At 37.6% G+C, this 18,636-nt stretch carries 20 protein-coding genes; 12 read left to right on the top strand and 8 right to left on the bottom strand.

All coding sequences use genetic code 11. The features are described from left to right. Window positions 1-289: 289 nt before the first annotated feature. Both ACEYX7_RS07835 and ACEYX7_RS07830 read right to left on the bottom strand, forming a co-directional pair. A complete protein-coding gene (locus tag ACEYX7_RS07835; protein WP_374805541.1) occupies window positions 290-901 on the bottom strand; it encodes a hypothetical protein in 612 nt (203 codons plus the stop codon). Window positions 902-1,022: 121 nt separating this feature from the next. Beyond that, window positions 1,023-1,631, bottom strand: a complete 609-nt coding sequence (locus ACEYX7_RS07830; RefSeq protein ID WP_374805542.1) for a hypothetical protein — start codon at window positions 1,629-1,631, stop codon at window positions 1,023-1,025. A gap of 174 nt (window positions 1,632-1,805) precedes the next feature. Between ACEYX7_RS07830 and pdxJ the strand changes: the two genes are divergently transcribed. Next, window positions 1,806-2,534 carry a pyridoxine 5'-phosphate synthase gene (gene pdxJ, locus ACEYX7_RS07825; RefSeq protein WP_374805513.1) on the top strand — a complete coding sequence of 243 codons (729 nt, stop codon included), beginning with the start codon at window positions 1,806-1,808 and terminating at the stop codon, window positions 2,532-2,534. Between the two features lie 138 nt (window positions 2,535-2,672). After that, window positions 2,673-3,299, top strand: coding sequence for a MiaE family protein (locus ACEYX7_RS07820; RefSeq protein ID WP_374805515.1), 627 nt, complete (start codon window positions 2,673-2,675; stop codon window positions 3,297-3,299). Window positions 3,300-3,391: 92 nt separating this feature from the next. On the opposite strand, the gene ACEYX7_RS07815 is transcribed toward ACEYX7_RS07820, so the two are convergent. Both ACEYX7_RS07815 and ACEYX7_RS07810 read right to left on the bottom strand, forming a co-directional pair. Then, entirely contained in the window at window positions 3,392-3,784 is a 393-nt protein-coding gene (locus ACEYX7_RS07815) for a hypothetical protein (RefSeq protein ID WP_374805511.1), read from the bottom strand. Between the two features lie 271 nt (window positions 3,785-4,055). After that, a complete protein-coding gene (locus ACEYX7_RS07810) occupies window positions 4,056-4,766 on the bottom strand; it encodes a hypothetical protein (RefSeq protein ID WP_374900407.1) in 711 nt (236 codons plus the stop codon). A gap of 328 nt (window positions 4,767-5,094) precedes the next feature. On the opposite strand from ACEYX7_RS07810, the gene ACEYX7_RS07805 reads away from it, so the two are divergent. The 8 genes from ACEYX7_RS07805 (at window position 5,095) to ACEYX7_RS07770 (ending at window position 11,978) form a co-directional block, all read left to right on the top strand. Then, on the top strand, window positions 5,095-6,726 hold the full coding sequence (locus ACEYX7_RS07805; RefSeq protein ID WP_374804511.1) for a CTP synthase: 1,632 nt from the start codon (window positions 5,095-5,097) through the stop codon (window positions 6,724-6,726). A 170-nt stretch (window positions 6,727-6,896) separates the two neighbouring features. Continuing rightward, on the top strand, window positions 6,897-7,751 hold the full coding sequence (gene kdsA / locus ACEYX7_RS07800; RefSeq protein WP_374804509.1) for a 3-deoxy-8-phosphooctulonate synthase: 855 nt from the start codon (window positions 6,897-6,899) through the stop codon (window positions 7,749-7,751). A gap of 74 nt (window positions 7,752-7,825) precedes the next feature. Continuing rightward, complete coding sequence (gene eno / locus ACEYX7_RS07795) at window positions 7,826-9,115, top strand: phosphopyruvate hydratase (protein WP_374804507.1); 1,290 nt, start codon at window positions 7,826-7,828, stop codon at window positions 9,113-9,115. A 97-nt stretch (window positions 9,116-9,212) separates the two neighbouring features. After that, the gene (locus ACEYX7_RS07790; protein ID WP_374804505.1) at window positions 9,213-9,620 is read left to right on the top strand and encodes a septum formation initiator family protein; all 408 of its coding nucleotides are present in this window, start codon (window positions 9,213-9,215) and stop codon (window positions 9,618-9,620) included. Between the two features lie 39 nt (window positions 9,621-9,659). Continuing rightward, window positions 9,660-10,376, top strand: coding sequence for a 2-C-methyl-D-erythritol 4-phosphate cytidylyltransferase (gene ispD, locus ACEYX7_RS07785; RefSeq protein ID WP_374804503.1), 717 nt, complete (start codon window positions 9,660-9,662; stop codon window positions 10,374-10,376). Window positions 10,377-10,393: 17 nt separating this feature from the next. Next, the gene (locus ACEYX7_RS07780) at window positions 10,394-10,966 is read left to right on the top strand and encodes a hypothetical protein (protein ID WP_374804501.1); all 573 of its coding nucleotides are present in this window, start codon (window positions 10,394-10,396) and stop codon (window positions 10,964-10,966) included. 14 nt (window positions 10,967-10,980) lie between these two features. After that, on the top strand, window positions 10,981-11,397 hold the full coding sequence (locus ACEYX7_RS07775) for a hypothetical protein (RefSeq protein ID WP_374900405.1): 417 nt from the start codon (window positions 10,981-10,983) through the stop codon (window positions 11,395-11,397). Then, window positions 11,370-11,978 (top strand): hypothetical protein, encoded by a 609-nt coding sequence (locus ACEYX7_RS07770; RefSeq protein ID WP_374804497.1) that lies wholly within the window; start codon window positions 11,370-11,372, stop codon window positions 11,976-11,978. The genes ACEYX7_RS07775 and ACEYX7_RS07770 overlap by 28 nt, the downstream gene beginning before the upstream one ends. A 240-nt stretch (window positions 11,979-12,218) precedes the next feature. Here the strand turns inward: ACEYX7_RS07770 and rsmD are convergent, their stop codons facing one another. The 3 genes from rsmD to ACEYX7_RS07755 all read right to left on the bottom strand — a co-directional run bounded on the left by rsmD (window position 12,219) and on the right by ACEYX7_RS07755 (window position 15,448). Further along, entirely contained in the window at window positions 12,219-12,809 is a 591-nt protein-coding gene (rsmD, locus tag ACEYX7_RS07765) for a 16S rRNA (guanine(966)-N(2))-methyltransferase RsmD (protein WP_374804495.1), read from the bottom strand. A gap of 33 nt (window positions 12,810-12,842) precedes the next feature. Continuing rightward, window positions 12,843-14,873 (bottom strand): penicillin-binding protein 2, encoded by a 2,031-nt coding sequence (gene mrdA, locus ACEYX7_RS07760; protein ID WP_374807017.1) that lies wholly within the window; start codon window positions 14,871-14,873, stop codon window positions 12,843-12,845. A 224-nt stretch (window positions 14,874-15,097) separates the two neighbouring features. Next, on the bottom strand, window positions 15,098-15,448 hold the full coding sequence (locus ACEYX7_RS07755) for a hypothetical protein (RefSeq protein WP_374804492.1): 351 nt from the start codon (window positions 15,446-15,448) through the stop codon (window positions 15,098-15,100). 239 nt (window positions 15,449-15,687) lie between these two features. On the opposite strand from ACEYX7_RS07755, the gene ACEYX7_RS07750 reads away from it, so the two are divergent. Both ACEYX7_RS07750 and adk read left to right on the top strand, forming a co-directional pair. Beyond that, window positions 15,688-17,004, top strand: coding sequence for a DUF445 domain-containing protein (locus ACEYX7_RS07750; RefSeq protein WP_374804490.1), 1,317 nt, complete (start codon window positions 15,688-15,690; stop codon window positions 17,002-17,004). A 166-nt stretch (window positions 17,005-17,170) separates the two neighbouring features. Next, window positions 17,171-17,824, top strand: a complete 654-nt coding sequence (gene adk, locus ACEYX7_RS07745; protein WP_374804488.1) for an adenylate kinase — start codon at window positions 17,171-17,173, stop codon at window positions 17,822-17,824. Between the two features lie 130 nt (window positions 17,825-17,954). Here the strand turns inward: adk and ACEYX7_RS07740 are convergent. Further along, a partial coding sequence (locus ACEYX7_RS07740) for a tetratricopeptide repeat protein (protein WP_374900403.1) occupies window positions 17,955-18,636 on the bottom strand: 682 nt, incomplete at its 5' end.

Raw genomic sequence — 18,636 nt, 5'->3', positions numbered from 1 at the left:
AACACGTCGCGCTGATGGTAGTGTGGGCTCAACCATGCGAGAGTAAGTCATCGCCAGCTCTTTATTCCTAACCACCCTTGCAACAGCAAGGGTGGTTTTTTATTTTAGGATTTAAATACTTTGTGAAAATAAGCATTTATGTCAAAGTGAGGCATTTTAGTTTTACTGTATCAGAGGTTGGCAAATGAAAAAGTGTCGGGTGTTTTCCCAATGTCACGAATCTCATTTTGTGTTTTATTGACGTAAAGGTGTCTGATAGCATACGGTTAAGGTTAATGTTTTTGATTCGTTATTCAGGTAGCCTTAAAAAATTACTTCTATCCAAAATTTTCAATTCAGGGTTTTTAGATACAAGATTTTCACAATATTCTAGCCATTCGATTGACCATCTCGGATGTCTGTAATCATATATTCTTTTGTTTATCACATTACCTTTAAGTTTATTTTTATTCAAAGTTCTTGATAATAAAGCAACATCAAGAGTAGGGTCTTTGGTTAGGCTTTCAAGAAATTCACGATCATTCAACTCTGGCAATAAGTGTAACAGGTATGGATAGCCCTCTGTTTCATCTGTCATATTAAGACAAGCAAAACCAAGCTTTGATTCATATAAATCATCTATAATTGAGTGCTCATAAATCTTATCGGCAAAGAAATCCTGCGTTCTTCCAAAAAAAAGCATGCCATTAAACTTGTAGTAAGTATCAAAATTAAAGTACAGTTTTTTTAATATATTCGCAGGTAGATAACACCACTTATTAACAGATGGAATTAGATACCTGAGTTGAATCGTCACACCCTCGTGATCCATTACTCCCCAATGTGTCCAATTGGAACTACCATTACCGATTTTCAGCTCATTAAATGTCTTTATTTCAACATAATGGTAAGGAATACTCATAATAAATTTACTCTTTAAATGGGAAAAGCAGGGTGAATTATACCTATTTTTAATATTGCTTTCTAAAAGGTGCGTGGGATGCACCCTACAGCTGCTTAATATTTTATTTACAATAAAAATATTAAGGGTTGAAATTATATAACATTGTTACTAGCCATTGTCCGTTATCTTGAGTCATATAAACATCAATATTGGCAGTTGCACCAGTAATATCTGATGAATACACTACATTAAATCTGAGTTCATCATTTTCGAGCTTCCAATCACCAATATTCTGTACTGTTAAACACTTATCCTTAGGGTGATTTTTATAACGATTTAAAGAGTTTGGATTTTTTATAAACATCATATTCGCTTTTGGCGATAATACTTCACCTAGGTACAAATCATCACTTGTGGTTTGACAAGATGTAATTAAAAGCATTTTATTAATATTGTCAAGAGCTTGTGTTACCGCTTGACGTAACTTTGGATCTTGGATTGAACTTACCACAATTGATTGAGCGATTTTCTGTAATTGATAATCTGTAGGCGTCGCCATGGTTGTGCCAGTAAATGTGGTTGAAGTTTGGCTAGTGTTTGGAGTAACGATTGCACCACTACTAGCAGTATTAATTGCACCAATGACACTATTTACTGCTGTCACAGCTTTATTTAAATCATCAAAAAATCCTGCATGAGCAATCGATACCGCACTGGCACATAGCGTAGCAAGCAATACTTTTTTCATAACAGTATCCTTAATTTAAGATTTTAGTTTAATTTAACACGTTCACTATAAATGTACAATTTATAAACTTCAAAATAACCAATTCCTCCCACTCAAAAATCCTGCCAAAAGCTCGCTCACCTACAGCAAAAGTTTGCTATAATCCTGAGATTAAATCATTATTTTTAGAGCAAAATTATGGCAATTCTCGGTGTAAATATTGATCATGTAGCAACCTTGCGTCAGGCACGTGGCACAAGCTACCCAGATCCAGTCAAAGCGGCTTTGATTTGTGAACAAGCTGGAGCAGAAGGCATTACCTTACATTTGCGTGAAGACCGTCGTCATATCCAAGATGATGACGTACGCCGTATGCGTCCATTACTCTCGACACGCATGAATTTGGAAATGGCGGTGACAGATGAAATGCTTGATTTTGCTAAAGAAATCCTTCCACAACACGTATGTCTTGTCCCTGAACGTCGCCAAGAAGTGACCACTGAGGGCGGTTTGGACGTGGTTGGGCATTTTGAATCGGTCAAACGTGCTACACAAATTTTGGCTGAGCTAGGTTGTGAAGTATCTTTATTTATTGATGCAGATCAGGCTCAAATTGATGCTGCTGTTGCTTGTGGTGCACCAGTAATTGAGATTCATACTGGTGCTTATGCTGATGCTGAAGGTGATAAGCAACAACAAGAACTGCAACGCATTATCGATGGGGCAAAATATGCCAAAAGGCGTAGCTTAATCGTCAATGCAGGACATGGTTTGAATTTGGAAAATGTTACTGCGATTGCTCAAATCCCTGAAATTTATGAATTAAATATTGGACATTCGATTATTGCTGACGCGGTATTTGTTGGCCTAGAACAAGCTGTCAAACAGATGAAAGCTAAAATCGATGCCGCCAAAGTTGTATAAATAGGGGAAATTATGCAATTGCAAGATAATTTAGCCGAATCGAATGATACTTTGCTAAATACTGAAGAAGAAGCGGTAGATTTGGCGGTTTGTAATGAAGAAAATAGCGTGAGTCTGGGTAAAGACTTGGATGCATTAATGCAACCAATCTACCAATTTTTAGGCTGTCGTACACCACAAGCATGGCTAGATAAAGTTAAAGATAGTCCTGAAAATTTGGCAATTTTAATTCAAGACCATGCCAATTGTGAAAAAAAAGCGGCTGGCACAGGTATGAATTTGATTTTTCGCTATAGCTTTTTTACTGATTTACAAAAAAAATTGGCACAGCTTGTACGTGAAGAAATGTTGCATTATGAACAAGTTTTGGCATTGATGGCTAAGCGTGGCTTAGAGCTAAAACCATTGAGTGCTGGGCGTTATGCCAACGCTTTACGTAAAGAAATTCGCACCTATGAGCCAGAAGCATTGATTGATGTGCTGTTGATTGGGGCGATTGTAGAAGCACGTTCTTGTGAGCGGTTTGCTGCATTATCACAAGTGGTAGATGAGGAATTGAGTCGATATTATCGTTATTTGTTAAAATCTGAAGCACGTCATTACGAAGATTATATCAGCCTTGCTAATGATGTTGCCAAAGAAAACCAGCTCAAAGATCCTGAAGAAAGTATCCAAAGCCGATTACAACATTTATTGGCAGTGGAAAAAGAATTGATTAGCACGTCAGATCCGTTGTTTCGTTTTCATAGCGGTGTGCCGATTTAATCTTTTTCAAAGCTTAAATTTAGAAAGTAAGAAATCGCAAGCCTTAAAGTCTTGCGATTTTATTTTGAATATTATTCAGCAAGTTAAGCTTATTAGTTATTTGAGCCACGCATATTAAATATGCCATAACCAATAAAGATCAATGCTAAAATAAAGATACCAAAACGATTCCAAAAACCACGATCGCGATCGCTCTCGCTAAACTGTGATTGGAATTGTTGTTTCATATCTGCGGGTAAATCAGCGACTTCATTGCGATCAGGATTGACTGCCATCATTTGACAATCCCACGTCCAAACATCTGCCCATAATAAGCCAAAATGTTTGCAGGCATAGCCTAGTTTAAAACCATCATCAAAAGTTGGTGCATTTTTGATTTCAAAGATTTCGTCGCCTGTATTAAAGATCAATATGCCTTTTGCCATGGCTACATTGGGCAGCGTAAAAGCCAATGCCAAGGTCAATGCCATCAATATTTTTTTCATTACCATATTCCTCATGATTTACGAGTAAGATGTGATGGTATATAAATCATTTATCTGCTCAATAATTCCTGATATTTATCACATCCAGTTTCAGTTATTTTGATCACACGTTATTTTCACAATTTAGACATCAATGTGTATTTTGTGTAATTTTTAAGTCATAGCGATTTGCTACCATAAAAACAAGTAGTCGAGCTAAAAATATCCAATGCATCATAAAACAAACAAAAATAGCGACTGTATTAGTCGCTATTTTTATCTCTATAGAGAATTATTCTGATTTTGCAGGACCAACATCACTTTCGTTGCGTCGTGCATCTTTATTGATTGGGCGTACGCCGTCCATTAATGCATGAGAACTTCTTGTTGCGGGTTGAGCGTCGTCATTAGATGCTGTTGCTCTATTTGCTGCAGGACCAACACGATTGTCTGTATTTGAAGCATGATTGTACTCTTGTGCAGCAGGCCCCAATGCTGTTGAACGATTCGTCGTTGAGGTTGCTGTATTAGATCTAGTCGTTGCAGCAGGTCCTACACGGTTATCAACCTTGGTTGTAGTCGTCACAGTAGTGGTCGTGTTGTCTGTATTACTACGTATAGTTGAAGTTTTGGTTTCTGCTGGTTTAGATGTTGTATTTGCTGTGCTATTGCTTGTAGTATTGTTCGTTGTACGAGTTGTGGTGTTAGCAGTGGTATTATTTGTAGGACGTGCTACTGCTGGTACAGTTGCCATAGTATCGTTCTGTGCTTGCGTATTGTCTTCGCTGTAGGCGATACTTGCTGTGCCTTGACTTGTAGTCTGTGCAGTCGCAGGTGTTGTGGTTGTCGTATTTGGTGCAGTGACAGGACTCAATACCACAGCTTCTGGTGGACGTTGCTCATCTGGAACTTTTTCCGTTTGGGTTTGTTCCTTACGACCACAACCCACAATACTAATGATTGCCAAAGTCAGTGCTGCAAATTTTAAAGTATAAGATTTCATGTTGTGATCACCGATGTAGGATTAAAGATCAAAAAATACGAGCTGATTATAACGATTTTTATGGGGATTGTGTGATGATTTTCACGGCTTTTATACAAAGAATTATTCTACTTTCTTTGAAAAGTAAATCAGATATGTGACAAAAAATTTTTTTTCTTGGTTCAATAAATAATAATTGTTTTAGTTTCAAACAAATAAGTGAAAAGATGACACAGATAACGAAAAGAATTGTGATTTATATACAATTCTTTTTGCTTTATAGGGGCATAGTAAAGTAAAATTGACAAACATTGAATGCCATCTTTTGGCTTAATGTATGAGAATAGCGATGACCCATTTTATATTTGTTACAGGTGGTGTGGTATCTTCCCTCGGTAAGGGAATTTCAGCCGCATCTGTTGCCGCATTATTAGAAGCTCGTGGCCTAAAAGTGACCATGGTCAAAATGGATCCATATATCAATGTCGATCCAGGCACAATGAGCCCTTTCCAACATGGTGAAGTTTTTGTGACCGAAGATGGTGCAGAGACTGACCTTGATTTAGGTTATTATGAGCGTTTCCTAAAACGTTCAAAAATGAGCAAGCTGAATAACTTTACCAGTGGTCGTGTGTATCAAGACGTATTAGATAAAGAGCGTCGTGGCGATTACTTAGGTAAAACTGTTCAAGTCATTCCACATATTACTGATAATATCAAAGAGCGTGTGCGTAAAGCAGGCGAGGGCTTTGATGTGGCGATCGTGGAAATTGGTGGTACTGTAGGCGATATCGAAAGCTTACCATTTATGGAATCAGTACGCCAGCTCATGGTTGAACTTGGTCACAAACATTCGATGTTAATGCATTTGACTTTGTTGCCTTATATCGCATCAGCATCAGAACTAAAAACCAAACCAACACAGCATTCGGTAAAAGAATTATTGTCTATCGGTATGCAACCAGACATTTTGATTTGCCGTACCGAGCATGATGTTGATGAAGAAACACGTCGCAAGATTGCACTATTTACCAATGTACAAGCACGTGCTGTAGTCGTGTGTAAAGATGCACGCAGTATTTATGAAATCCCACGTACATTCTATGAACAAGATGTGGATGATTTTATTTGTGAGCGTTTTGGTTTTGATTTGCCTGAAGCCAATTTGAGTGACTGGGATGCAGTCTGCGAGGGCTTATTCAATCCTGAATTTACTGTACGTGTAGCGATGGTTGGTAAATATGTTGAATTGCCAGATGCCTACAAATCAGTGAATGAAGCTTTGCTACATGCAGGCATCAAAAACCGTGTCAAAGTACAAATCGACTATGTTGATGCCGAAAGCTTAGAAAGCCAAGATGTAGCAAGTGTGCTAAAAACAGCTGATGCAATCTTGGTGCCAGGTGGTTTTGGTGAGCGTGGTACAGAAGGCAAAATGCAAGCTATCAAATATGCACGTGAAAACAACGTTCCTTATTTAGGTATTTGCTTGGGTATGCAATTGGCAGTGATTGAATTTGCACGTCATCAAGCAGGTTTGACTGAAGCAACATCGACTGAATTTAATAAGAAAACCAAACAACCATTAATTGGTTTGATTACTGAATGGTTAGACGAGCGTGGCGAATTACAGCAACGTACGGATAGCTCAAATTTAGGTGGAACCATGCGTTTGGGTGCTCAAAGCTCTGAACTATTGGAAGGCACAAAAATCCGTGAAATCTATGGTCATTCACAGATTATTGAACGCCATCGTCATCGCTATGAAATGAATAATCATTTTATCGCAGACATCGAAAAGGCAGGCATGAAAGTGTCAGGTTACTCACCACAAGGCTTGGTTGAAACGGTAGAAATTCCAACGCATCCTTGGTTTGTTGCAGTACAGTTCCATCCAGAATTTACCAGCTCACCACGTGGCGGTCACCCATTGTTTGCAAGCTTTATTGATGCAGCAAAAAAATACCATCAAGCAAGCTAATATAAGTTTCTGAAAATAGAAGAGTAGACCATCTGCTCTTCTATTGTATTTACTGTCATTGATGCACATTGGCATACTTAGAATTAGTAATGATTTTCAGCTGATTACGGTGCTTGAAGCTCATCTGCACAATCCAGTAAATACATGAATTTGATATAACGAGAAATTTTATGACCCTAACCGCCCAATCGACAATCGAACTAAATGGCTTCAAAATTGGCAATGACCTGCCTTTTGTGCTATTTGGTGGCATGAATGTATTAGAAAGCAAAGATTTGGCTTTTGAGATTGCAGAAACGTATATTGAGATTTGTCAGCGTCTTGGCATTCCTTATGTGTTCAAAGCATCGTTTGATAAGGCCAATCGTTCTAGCCTCAATTCATTTCGTGGCCCAGGTTTGGAAAAAGGTGTAGAGTGGTTGGGTGAAATTAAAAAGCAATTTAACGTGCCGATTATCACCGATATTCACGAACCATACCAAGCTGAGCCTGTAGCGACTGTGGCAGATATTTTGCAATTGCCAGCATTTTTAAGTCGCCAAACTGATTTGGTCGAAGCGATGGCGAAAACCGATAAAATTATTAATATCAAAAAAGCCCAATTTTTAGCGCCACATGAGATGCGTCATATTTTGCATAAATGCCTAGAGGCAGGCAATGATAAGCTGATTTTGTGTGAGCGTGGTTCGGCTTTTGGTTATAATAATTTGGTCGTTGATATGCTGGGCTTTGATACCATGAAAGCCATGAATGTACCCGTATTTTTTGACGTAACGCATAGCTTACAAACTCCGGGTGGACGTGCAGACAGTGCAGGCGGTCGCCGTGCTCAGATTACCACGCTGGCTCGAGCTGGTATGGCAACTGGTTTGGCAGGTTTGTTTTTAGAAGCGCATCCAAATCCAGATGTTGCCAAATGTGATGGTCCGTGTGCGTTACGTTTAAGTCAGCTTGAGCCGTTTTTGGCACAGCTTAAACAGCTTGATGATTTGGTCAAAGGTTTTGCGGTATTAGATACGCATTGATTTTTAAGTTTTGAGTTTTTATTGCTTGTAAAAGCAAAGATATTTTGATTTTAGCCCCCAAAAGGATAATGTCCATGAGTAAGATTGTAGATATTCGTGCCAGAGAAATTTTAGATTCTCGTGGTAACCCAACTATTGAAGCAGACGTGATTTTGGAATCAGGTGTGGTTGGTCGTGCATGTGCACCATCAGGCGCATCGACTGGTTCACGTGAAGCATTAGAATTGCGTGATGGCGACAAAGCCCGTTATTTGGGTAAAGGTGTATGCCAAGCCGTTGCTAATGTTAATGGTGACATCAAATCTCTACTTGTGGGCGACAGTGTTTTTGAGCAAAAAACATTGGACGAAAAAATGATTGCAGCGGATGCAACAGAAAACAAAGCCAAGCTTGGTGCAAATGCAACTTTGGCAGTATCTTTGGCAGCAGCTCGTGCAGCAGCGACGGAAAAGAAAACCCAATTGTTCCAATATATCGCTGATTTGCGTGGTCAAACTACTTTGAGCATGCCTGTACCGATGATGAACATCTTAAATGGTGGTGCACATGCCGATAATACGGTTGATATTCAAGAATTTATGATTGAGCCAGTGGGCTTCACTTCTTTTGCTGAAAGCTTACGTGCTGGTGCAGAGATTTTCCATGCATTGAAATCAGTATTAAAAGCACAAGGTTTAAATACTGCTGTGGGTGATGAAGGTGGTTTTGCACCAAACCTACGTTCAAATGAAGAAGCCATCACTGTGATTCTAAAAGCCATTGAAACAACTGGCTATAAAGCAGGTTCTGACATCATGTTGGCGTTGGACTGTGCATCTTCAGAATTCTATAAAAATGGTCAATATATCTTGGCAGGCGAAGGCAACAAAGCCTTTACCAGCAATCAATTTGCCGACTATTTGGCAGGTTTGGTAAAACAATATCCAATTATTTCTATTGAAGATGGCTTGGACGAAAGCGATTGGGACGGTTGGGCTTATTTAACCTCAATCTTGGGTGACAAAATCCAATTGGTCGGCGATGACCTATTTGTAACTAATCCTAAGATTTTACAACGTGGTATTGACCAAAACGTTGCGAACTCAATCTTGATTAAGTATAACCAAATCGGTACTTTGACTGAGACTTTGGATGCGATTTATCTTGCGAAAGCCAATGGTTATACTACAGTGATTTCACACCGTTCTGGTGAAACTGAAGACTCAACCATCGCTGATTTGGCAGTAGGTACTGCTGCAGGTCAAATCAAAACGGGTTCATTGTGCCGTTCTGACCGTGTAGCGAAGTATAATCAATTGTTACGTATTGAAGAGTTAATTCAAGCACCTTATCATGGTAAAGCGGAATTTAAAGGTTTAAAATAAGCCCTTAAATTTAACGCCTTACAAAATCCAGTCGTGGCTTTTTTGATAAAAGTCACGATTGGTTTTTATAAGATTTTTTGAAAATAATGAGCGAATTATGCTAAATACCATGACTGGACGAGTGCTGATTGTCCTTTCCCTAATCATTTTTCTCGCCTTACAATATGCGTTATGGTTCGGTGAAAATGGGCACTTGGAGCAAAAACAGCTCAGAAAACAAATCGCTATTCAACAAGAACAAAATTTAGAATTGGCAGAACGCAATCGTGTCTTGTCAGCACAGGTTTTTGACCTAAAAAATGGCACATCAACGGTGGAAGAATTTGCTCGACTGGACTTGGGTCTAATTAAACCGAATGAAACTTTTGTGCAAATGAGTATGATTGACGGCAGTTATCAACAAATTTATTTGGATGAAGCACAAAAAAATAGCCCGAGTAGCGAAGATGCTATGCTGAACAATGATGCTGATGAAAATCAGGCACCTAGCAGTACAGCACATTAAATTACCTTGCAAAATCAAAATTAAAATCGGGATAATCACATGGATAATCGCAAAATTTGGGCGGTATTGCCTGCCGCAGGACGTGGGCAACGTTTTTCCAAAACTGAACTCAAACAATATCAAACCTTATTAGATAAAACCGTATTACAGCACAGCGTGAATGCCTTGACAAAATTGCCTTTGGCAGGTTGTGTAATTGCCATACATCTTGATGATCATATCGCAACGAGTTTAGATTTTGCTATGCCTGTACAATTTTGTCAGGGTGGGGCGGAGCGGATGGATTCGGTATTGGCAGCTTTGCAACATTTGCAATCACAAGCACAGCCTGATGATTATGTGTTGGTACATGATGCTGCGCGTCCGTGTTTGCATAATGATACTTTGCAGGCGATTTTGGATTTTTGTCAGTCGGGGCAAGATGCGGCGATTGTGGCGATTCCCGTGCGAGATACTTTAAAATTAGCTAAAAACTTATCCAAAGAAAACAATGGTTTGCATTATATTGATAAAACGATAAGTCGTGAGCAGATGTGGCAAGCTCAAACACCACAGATTGTGAAATATCAATTGCTAGTTGATGCACTGCAATCCGCCAAGCAACAGCAAGCCATCATCACTGATGAAGCCAGTAGTTTGGAATTGTTGGGCGTAGATGTAGGATTAATCTCAGGGCGGAATGATAATATTAAAATCACTTATCCTGAAGATTTGCCTTTGGCGGAATTGATTTTAAAAAGTTGGATTAAAGATTGAGAGTAAATGGATAAACAATGAATATTTTGAAATATGTATATGATTATGTTTTTAAAAAAGTTGAATTTTCTGAAGATTTAATTAATCATATTGATAGATTAAATTGTATTGATTGGTGTTCAAATTTAGGTAATAAAGACACTAAATTTGATTTACCCTATACGATTAAATATTGTAATCAACAAGAAGCAATTTATTATTTAAGCTTTGATAGAGATAAGGAAAATATAACCATTTTAGAAAACTTATTTTTGCTAAATAGAAATATTTTATCTGGCTATTTATCAACACATCATAACCATATATTTAATACAGAATGGAATAAAGTTGTAGATACTGCAGATAAATATTTGAATTTATCAAGGTTGCAAAAATCTGAAAATTTTTTTAATGAAAACACTCGGTCAAATTCTAAATTATATTTAAACCGTTTTGTACGTGTTATTTATCATTATTTTGCAGAAAATAATATCAACTTTCCAAGACAGTTTTATGTAGATATCCTGAAAATCTATGAAAAGGGTCATATTATTGTGGGTTGGCAAGGAAATAAAGCATTGAGTAACAGTGGTTCTTTACTTATATTTTAGGTCAGGATAATTTTATGCAAAGCTTTATTGAACCTACATTGCGTCAATATGCTTTTTCAGCAGTAAGCTATTATTTATTTGCATTGGTCATCATGATAATTTATGGTGATGCGATGCTTATTGGCGCAAGTTTTGTTGCTTTTTTAGTATCATTTTTGATATATACTAGTGGTTTTACACCTGATGGTATAAATCCAAAGTGGCAAAATAAATTTGCAAAAAGCATTGTAATATTCAGTTTTGTTTTTTCTCTAGCGATTATCTATGCAGAGTCGATGATAACTGATAGTCTAAATGCAACACCATTTCCAAAATCGATAGATCAATTAAAAACATTAGATGCAAAATTACCTTTTAATCCAACCAAAAAGAAGAAAAAAGTAATAATACAGGTAAAAATAATTTGCATAATAATTATATTGAAGTATTAAAAATTAATGATTTAGAATTTTCATGTAAAGATAAACATTTATCTAATAATGCTCGAGATTGTGATAAAATTTATCAATATGGCGGTAAACAAGCACAAATTTGGTACGATGATCAAGGTTATTATGATTTTTCGGATGAGCGAGTTATTTATCAGGTTGAAGTCGATGGGAAATATATTTATGATTTTAATCAACAATTAAAAAATGTTGAAAAACAGCATAAAAATAAAAAATTTGGCCTTTGGTTAGCATTTTGGCTGATTCTATTGCCAGCACCGTGGTTTATTTATCATAATTTTAGATTATCACGTATTTTACTTGAAGGTAATAGCAGTGAGATTCAACGAATTACCCAAACTGTTTTATCACAGGATGCCACATTACCAAAAGAGGTGCGCCTCAAAAATTTATTAAATAACTATCTAAAAGCCAATGCTATCGGTTTTATGATTGTAGTATCCATTTTTTCTTTATCAAAGAATGGTTATTTGTATATGTTAGCATTTTTAATTATTGTTATGATTTTAGCTTCCGTAGTTTTGTATTTTATACAGAAGATTCTGATTAAAAATAACAATTAATCACTGATTAATTCTATTTAACGTGAGTTCGGGATAGGTTTGAATGTAAGTATCTGATTTTATGTAAAATTTTCAATTCGGATGTAGGTTGCGTCTTACGCACCTTTCAGAAAACGGCATCTTGCGAGGCTTCAATCGCTTCTCAGGTGCGTCTTGCGAAACAATGTTTCTCACACCCTACTTCTTTAAAATCATATAATTATAACAAAAACATACCTTTTAAAACCGAACTCACGTTATTTATAATGTTTGGAATAAACCAAAATAAACTTGCCCAGCTTTACTATTTTTTTTCAATTGCCAGTGGCTAGGTAGCTTGATTTGGCTTAAATCTTGATTGGCTTCAACATAAATCAAGCTGTTTTCATGTAAAAATGGCGATAGTAATTCTGCTAGCTCTTGCCATAAGTTTAGTGAGTAGGGCGGATCTAAGAGGACCAGATCAAATTTTACATCACTCAGTCGTTTTAGTACGTTTTGTGCAGTATCATGATAGAGTTGCACCTTATCTTCTTGTTTTAAAGTATTGATATTTTGGCGTAAAAATTGAATTTGTTCATTCTGAGGTTCAATCATAGTGACATGGCTTGCACCACGAGATAAGGCTTCAAATGCCAATGCACCAGAACCTGTACATACATCCAATACTATTGCACCAGTTATATCCCACATGAGCCAATTAAATAGCGTTTCACGCACACGGTCTGGGGTAGGACGCAAGCCATCTAAAGCTGCAAATTCGATTTGTCTACGTTTAAACTCACCGCCGATGATACGCAAGGGCTGAGCAGAGTGACGAGGAGTTGAGCGATGTGAGTTAATTTTTTTCATAGCTATTTTTTACATACAAAGTCATACATTACACTATTCTACCAATCCAGTATTGCTACTTTGCTCAGTATTTGTCGTTGCAGGCTCGCTACTACGCTGACGATTGGCTCCATTTCCTGAGCGTTGTCTTTGTAGATCCTCCAAGCCACTGGTTGGAAGTTGTGAAGGGCTAGTCCCTGCTGACATCAATCCACCATTGACAGGCAGAGCAACAGGTTTAATAGGATCTTTTTCACGATGCAGTAACCAATAGTCGAATAATGGCTTGGTCAACTTGGCAGCGGAGCTACCGTGGCGACCGTTTTCCCAGATCGCGACTACAGCAATAGCTGGCTTATCCGCTGGTGCAAAACCAATAAACATACCATGGTCGTATTCACGTTCTTTCAGTGCTGCTTCGTTATAAGTTTTACCCTGTGCGATACTCTTAACCTGTGCTGTACCCGTCTTACCAGCGATACTATAGCTTGAGCTACGAATGCCACGTCCTGTACCTTGCTCGACAACAGCACGCATAGCAGCATGTACATTGTCCCAATCTTCTTGCGTACCATTAAACTTAATCTTGTAATCACTGCCGTTTAAAATATCTAATTTCTTTTCGCCCTTAGTTTCACGCAACACGTGCGGTCGAACGTGTTGTCCGTAGTTTGCCATGATTGCTGTAGACATTGCCATCTGTAGTGGGGTCGCAGTGAATGCACCTTGTCCAATACTTACCGAAATGGTTTCACCTTTACTCCATGCAGTGCCACGCGTACGCATTTTCCATTCTGGTGATGGGTATAGTGCTGCACTTTCGTTAGGTAAATCTACACCTGTCTTTTGACCATAACCAAACTGCGTCATCCATTCATGCATCTTTTCGATGCCCATACGGAAAGACAGCACATAGAAGAAAGTATCACTAGAATCACGGATCGCTTTATGAATATCTACAATACCATGTCCGCCTTTCTTCCAGTCACGGAATTTATGACTATCACCAGGTAATTGGAAATAACCAGGGTCAAAAATACGTGTATTCCAATCGATAAATCCGTAGTTGATACCACCCATTGCTGCGACAGGTTTGATCGTGGACGCAGGAGGATAAGAACCTTGCACAGCACGATTATATAATGGCTGATCTGGGTTATCTCGCAAAGCAGCATAATCTGTACTGCTAATACCCGTCACAAATAAATTTGGGTTAAAACTTGGGCTCGATACCAATGCCAAAATTTCACCTGTATTCGGGTCAATCGCAATCAAAGCACCACGCTTGCCTGCCATTTGTTGTGCAGCGACTACTTGCAGACCATAATCTAATGATAAATACAAATCGTTACCACGCACGGCATCTTGTTTACCCAGATAACGTAATACACGACTATGTGCATCAGCTTCTACAGACTCGAAGCCTGGTGTGCCATGTAATAAATCTTCATAGTATTTTTCAATACCGATTTTACCGATGAGATTTGTACCGGAATAAAGATCTTTGTCGAGTTCTTTTAATTCTTTTTCATTAATACGTCCGACATAACCAATTACGTGTGCAAACAGATCGCCATGTGGATAGTAGCGAGTCATCTGTGTATCGATACGCACACCTGGAAATTCTTGTTTCATCTCACTGAATTTGGCAATTTCTTGCTCAGTTAAATTCATTTTAATGGCGAGAATTTCAGTTTTCTTTGCGACCTTGGCACGTTTACTAAATTGATCGATATCTTCAGGGCTAAGATGTAGGATCGGTGTCAGACGTTTTAGCGTATCATCAATGTCTTCAATGTCAGCACGGCTGACAATTGCACTAAATACTGGGTAATTATCTGCCAATAAAATCCCATTGCGATCGTAAATATAACCGCGAGCAGGTGGTTGTGCCTGTAAGCGAATACGATTCTTATCTGACATTGTTGTAAAACGTTCATGCTGTTCGATTTGTAAATATGCATAACGGGCAATCAGCACCAAAATAAATACACTGACCACACCCATAGCCACATAAATGCGATGACGAAAAATATTATTTTCTTGCTGTATATTTTTGAGCGGTGATGGGTGTTTTTTGAACATAGAACAACAAGGATAGCGAGAGAAAAAATTTTGCTAAATATATACGATAGCAAGCTTGAGGTATAGCGATTTTTAGTATGAAATTGTTACCACTTAGTCGATATTTTTTTGAATAAAAATCAATGTCTTAAGTTTAATATTTCATGAATTTATTCAACCTTTATCAGAAAAGTCAAATAAAAAAAGTCACTTCAATCACTGAAGTGACTTTTATATGAGAAAATTTAGCCTTGGCGTAAAGATTCTACCAATGCCAATGCGTTGATTTCGACATCATTCATATCATTGTATTGTAAGTAATTGGCAAAAGAAATTTCACGGAAACGCTTCGCATCAATCGGCTGAAATGTGACTTTTTCACCTTGTTTTTCCACAATACGCGTAAAGTGAATCATATCAAATAATTCATCACTTGGCAGACTCGCTGAAACAAGTTGCTTTACTTTATTTTCCCAAGCATTAATACTGTCTAATTGTGCATAATTTGCTAATAGCTGTTTATCATCATTACTCAAATCGAACAAAAATTGATAAGATTTGCTGTCTTCGATTTGGAAATTGGTGTTGCTATTCATTGAGTTACTCTCCATGGATATGTTTAGTGCCCGAAGCCTGTGCTAGCAATGGCTTAAAGCAGTATGTTTCAGATATTATCATTGAAAGTCACATTAGTACAATATTTTCTGAAAGAATCACAAAATAATACTATCGTTGTATAACTTTTTCTGTTAAATTTCCATCACTAAATGATACATTGAATAAAACGATTATTTACAACAATTTTTCAAGTAAATTTTCGTTTTTTAGAGCAATTATGTTGGAAACAATCATCTATTACGGACATACTTTTATTACACGTCCTGATCTATTACCGATCTTAAGTATTATTCCTGTGACTGCGTTTGTAACGTGGGCTCACGTGTGGATGGCATTGAAGATGGTATTTTACCCTGTTAAGTTTTGGGGTTTTCATCTTGGTCCTGTACCCATTGGCTGGCAAGGTATTGTGCCGCGTAAAGCAGGACGTATCTCGGGCATTATCACCGATAACACTTTGTCCAAACTTGGTTCATTAAGCGAATTTTTGACAGCGATGGACCCAGAAGAAATGGGTAAAATTATTGCAGAACAAGTGGATCATGATCTCGAGGCTCTGATTGATGAAGTCATGCTAGAGCAGAATCATGTGCTTTGGGAAAATCTTCCTTATGCTATAAAGCGTCGAATTTACAGCCAAGCTCATGCACAGATGCCGACCATTATGGCAGATTTGGTTACCGATTTGACTTATAAAGTCGAAGAGTTAGTTGATATGCGTTCGATGGTGGTCAAAAAGATGGAGAGCGACCGTCAGTTGATGGTCGATATGTTTCTCAAAGTTGGGCAAAAAGAAATTAACTTTATTTGGCATGTCAGTGCTTTGATTGGTTTTTATTTTGGCGTTGTACAGATGGTTTTGTTCCTGTTGATACCACAACATTGGACTGTACCATTTTTTGCGGCGATATGGGGCTTTTTGACCAACTGGATTGCGATATGGATGGTTTTTAATCCTGTTGAGCCACGCCCAGTAAAATATTTAAAGACTTTCCGTTTAACCAAAGATTTAAAATTCCCTTGGATTATTCCAGAGTTTCCACACATTGATACTTATGTGATTCAAGGGGCGTTTATGAAACGTCAAGAAGAAGTCGCTGTGGTCTTTTCAGAGGTGGTGACGCAAGACTTAATCACGCTCAAAACCATTATGACTGAAATGATGTATGGCGACCAAGCACAGAAGACCCGTCGTATTATCAAAAGCCATCTTAATGAAGTGATGGAAACACCATTAGTCAAAACGACTTTACAAATTTCACTTGGCCCAAGCCAATATGCTGAATTAAAAAATGATTTGGTAGAGCGTTCTATCGAAGCCACAATGAAACCTGTTTCAGACCCAGCGTTTAATGCTAGCCGTGCCAAGATGATTTTTGATATGTTTTGCGACCGTATTCGTAACTTAAGCCCATATGAGTTTCAAAATCTGCTACGTCCAGCATTCCAAGAAGATGAATGGATTTTGATTGTGCTTGGTGGTGTAACAGGCTTTTTGGCGGGAATGATACATTTGTTCGTGGCTTTTTTATAATCAATATACGGCTTGTGCGTGATTTAACTGCTATAAATTTTGCTTATAATCACTATTATTGTCCAAAGTGATGTAGGTAATCGACAAATATTTTGTTAAAATATTTTTTTTAAACCTTAAGTTTTTGATCCTATAAAGACTTGAATTTTCAACAAGAAGGTATCTTATGCGTATCATTTTACTCGGACCTCCAGGTGCTGGCAAAGGCACACAAGCACAATTGATTTGCAAGCGTTATAATATTCCACAAATCTCTACGGGTGATATGTTACGTGCGGCGATTCGTGATGAGACTGAATTGGGCTTGCAAGCAAAGTCAGTGATGGAAAGCGGTGGTTTGGTATCAGATGACTTAATCATTGGTCTGGTAAAAGAGCGTATTGCTCAACCTGATTGTGTAAATGGTTGTATTTTTGATGGTTTTCCACGTACTATTCCACAAGCAGAAGCATTGCAAAACCAAGGTATCGACATTAACCATGTGATTGAAATTGACGTACCAGACGAAGAAATCGTACAGCGTTTGTCAGGTCGTCGCCAGCATCCTGCATCGGGTCGTGTTTATCACGTTGTTTACAATCCGCCAAAAGTGGAAGGTAAAGATGACGAAACAGGCGAAGATTTGGTACAACGTCCAGATGACCAAGAAGAGACTATTCGTAAGCGTTTGGTCGCTTATCATAAAGATACTGCACAATTGGTTGGCTATTATCAAGATCGTGCAAAATCTGGTGAAAATGCACCGACTTATGACCGCATCAATGGTTTAGATCAAATTGAAAATGTGCAAAAGCAATTATTTACAATTTTAGATAAATAATGTCGCTGACGTAGATTTAAAAAAAGGGTGAGTAATAATATTCGCCCTTTTTTTATGCAACATGAGAAAGTAAAAAGTAGGGCATGTAAGCTTATTATTGACACGCCCTTTATTCTTAAAAAATGATCAATTAACCTTCATATTCTTTGAGCATTTTTTGATATTTTTTTACTTTTTGAAGGTCTTTTTTGACACCATAACCGCCTTGCTGATAAATCTCAATAAGTTGAGATAGCGTATCAGTAATATCTTCATCGGAATCGGTATTTTCCAACACATATTCATAGTACACCACAGCTTTTTTATAGTCTTTTTTGACCAATTCATTATTCTGATATAAATAACCTAAATTATAGGCAGATATAACATTACCTGACTCAAAAGATTTTTCATATAATCGCACGGCTTCTGTAATATTCTGCTCTACGCCATCACCATTCTCGTATAGTATAGCTAGATTATTCATCGCATACACATTGCCTTGCTTTACGGCGAACTGATAATATTTCACTGCGGCATTAATATTTTCTTTAAAACCATATTGCCCTTTTTCATAGTTATACGCCAATTCATTTTGTGCAGGATCATGTCCATTATCGGCAGCTTTGATTAGATATTCACGATATAGTTTTTTATTTTGGAACTCTTCATTGTCACGATAAAGGTAAGATAGCATATATTGAGATAATGCATGACCTTTATCAGCTGCTTTTTTATACCATTTTTCAGCTTGAACAATAGACCTCTTGCGAAAGTTTTGATATAATGACAAGATGAGATACGAAACAATCAAGGGCTTTAGCGACAGCCAA

The organism is Hubeiibacter jixunmingi (assembly GCF_041928215.1).
In the GTDB taxonomy this organism is placed as follows: domain Bacteria; phylum Pseudomonadota; class Gammaproteobacteria; order Pseudomonadales; family Moraxellaceae; genus Acinetobacter.
This window is presented reverse-complemented; position numbering and strand designations above follow the sequence as displayed.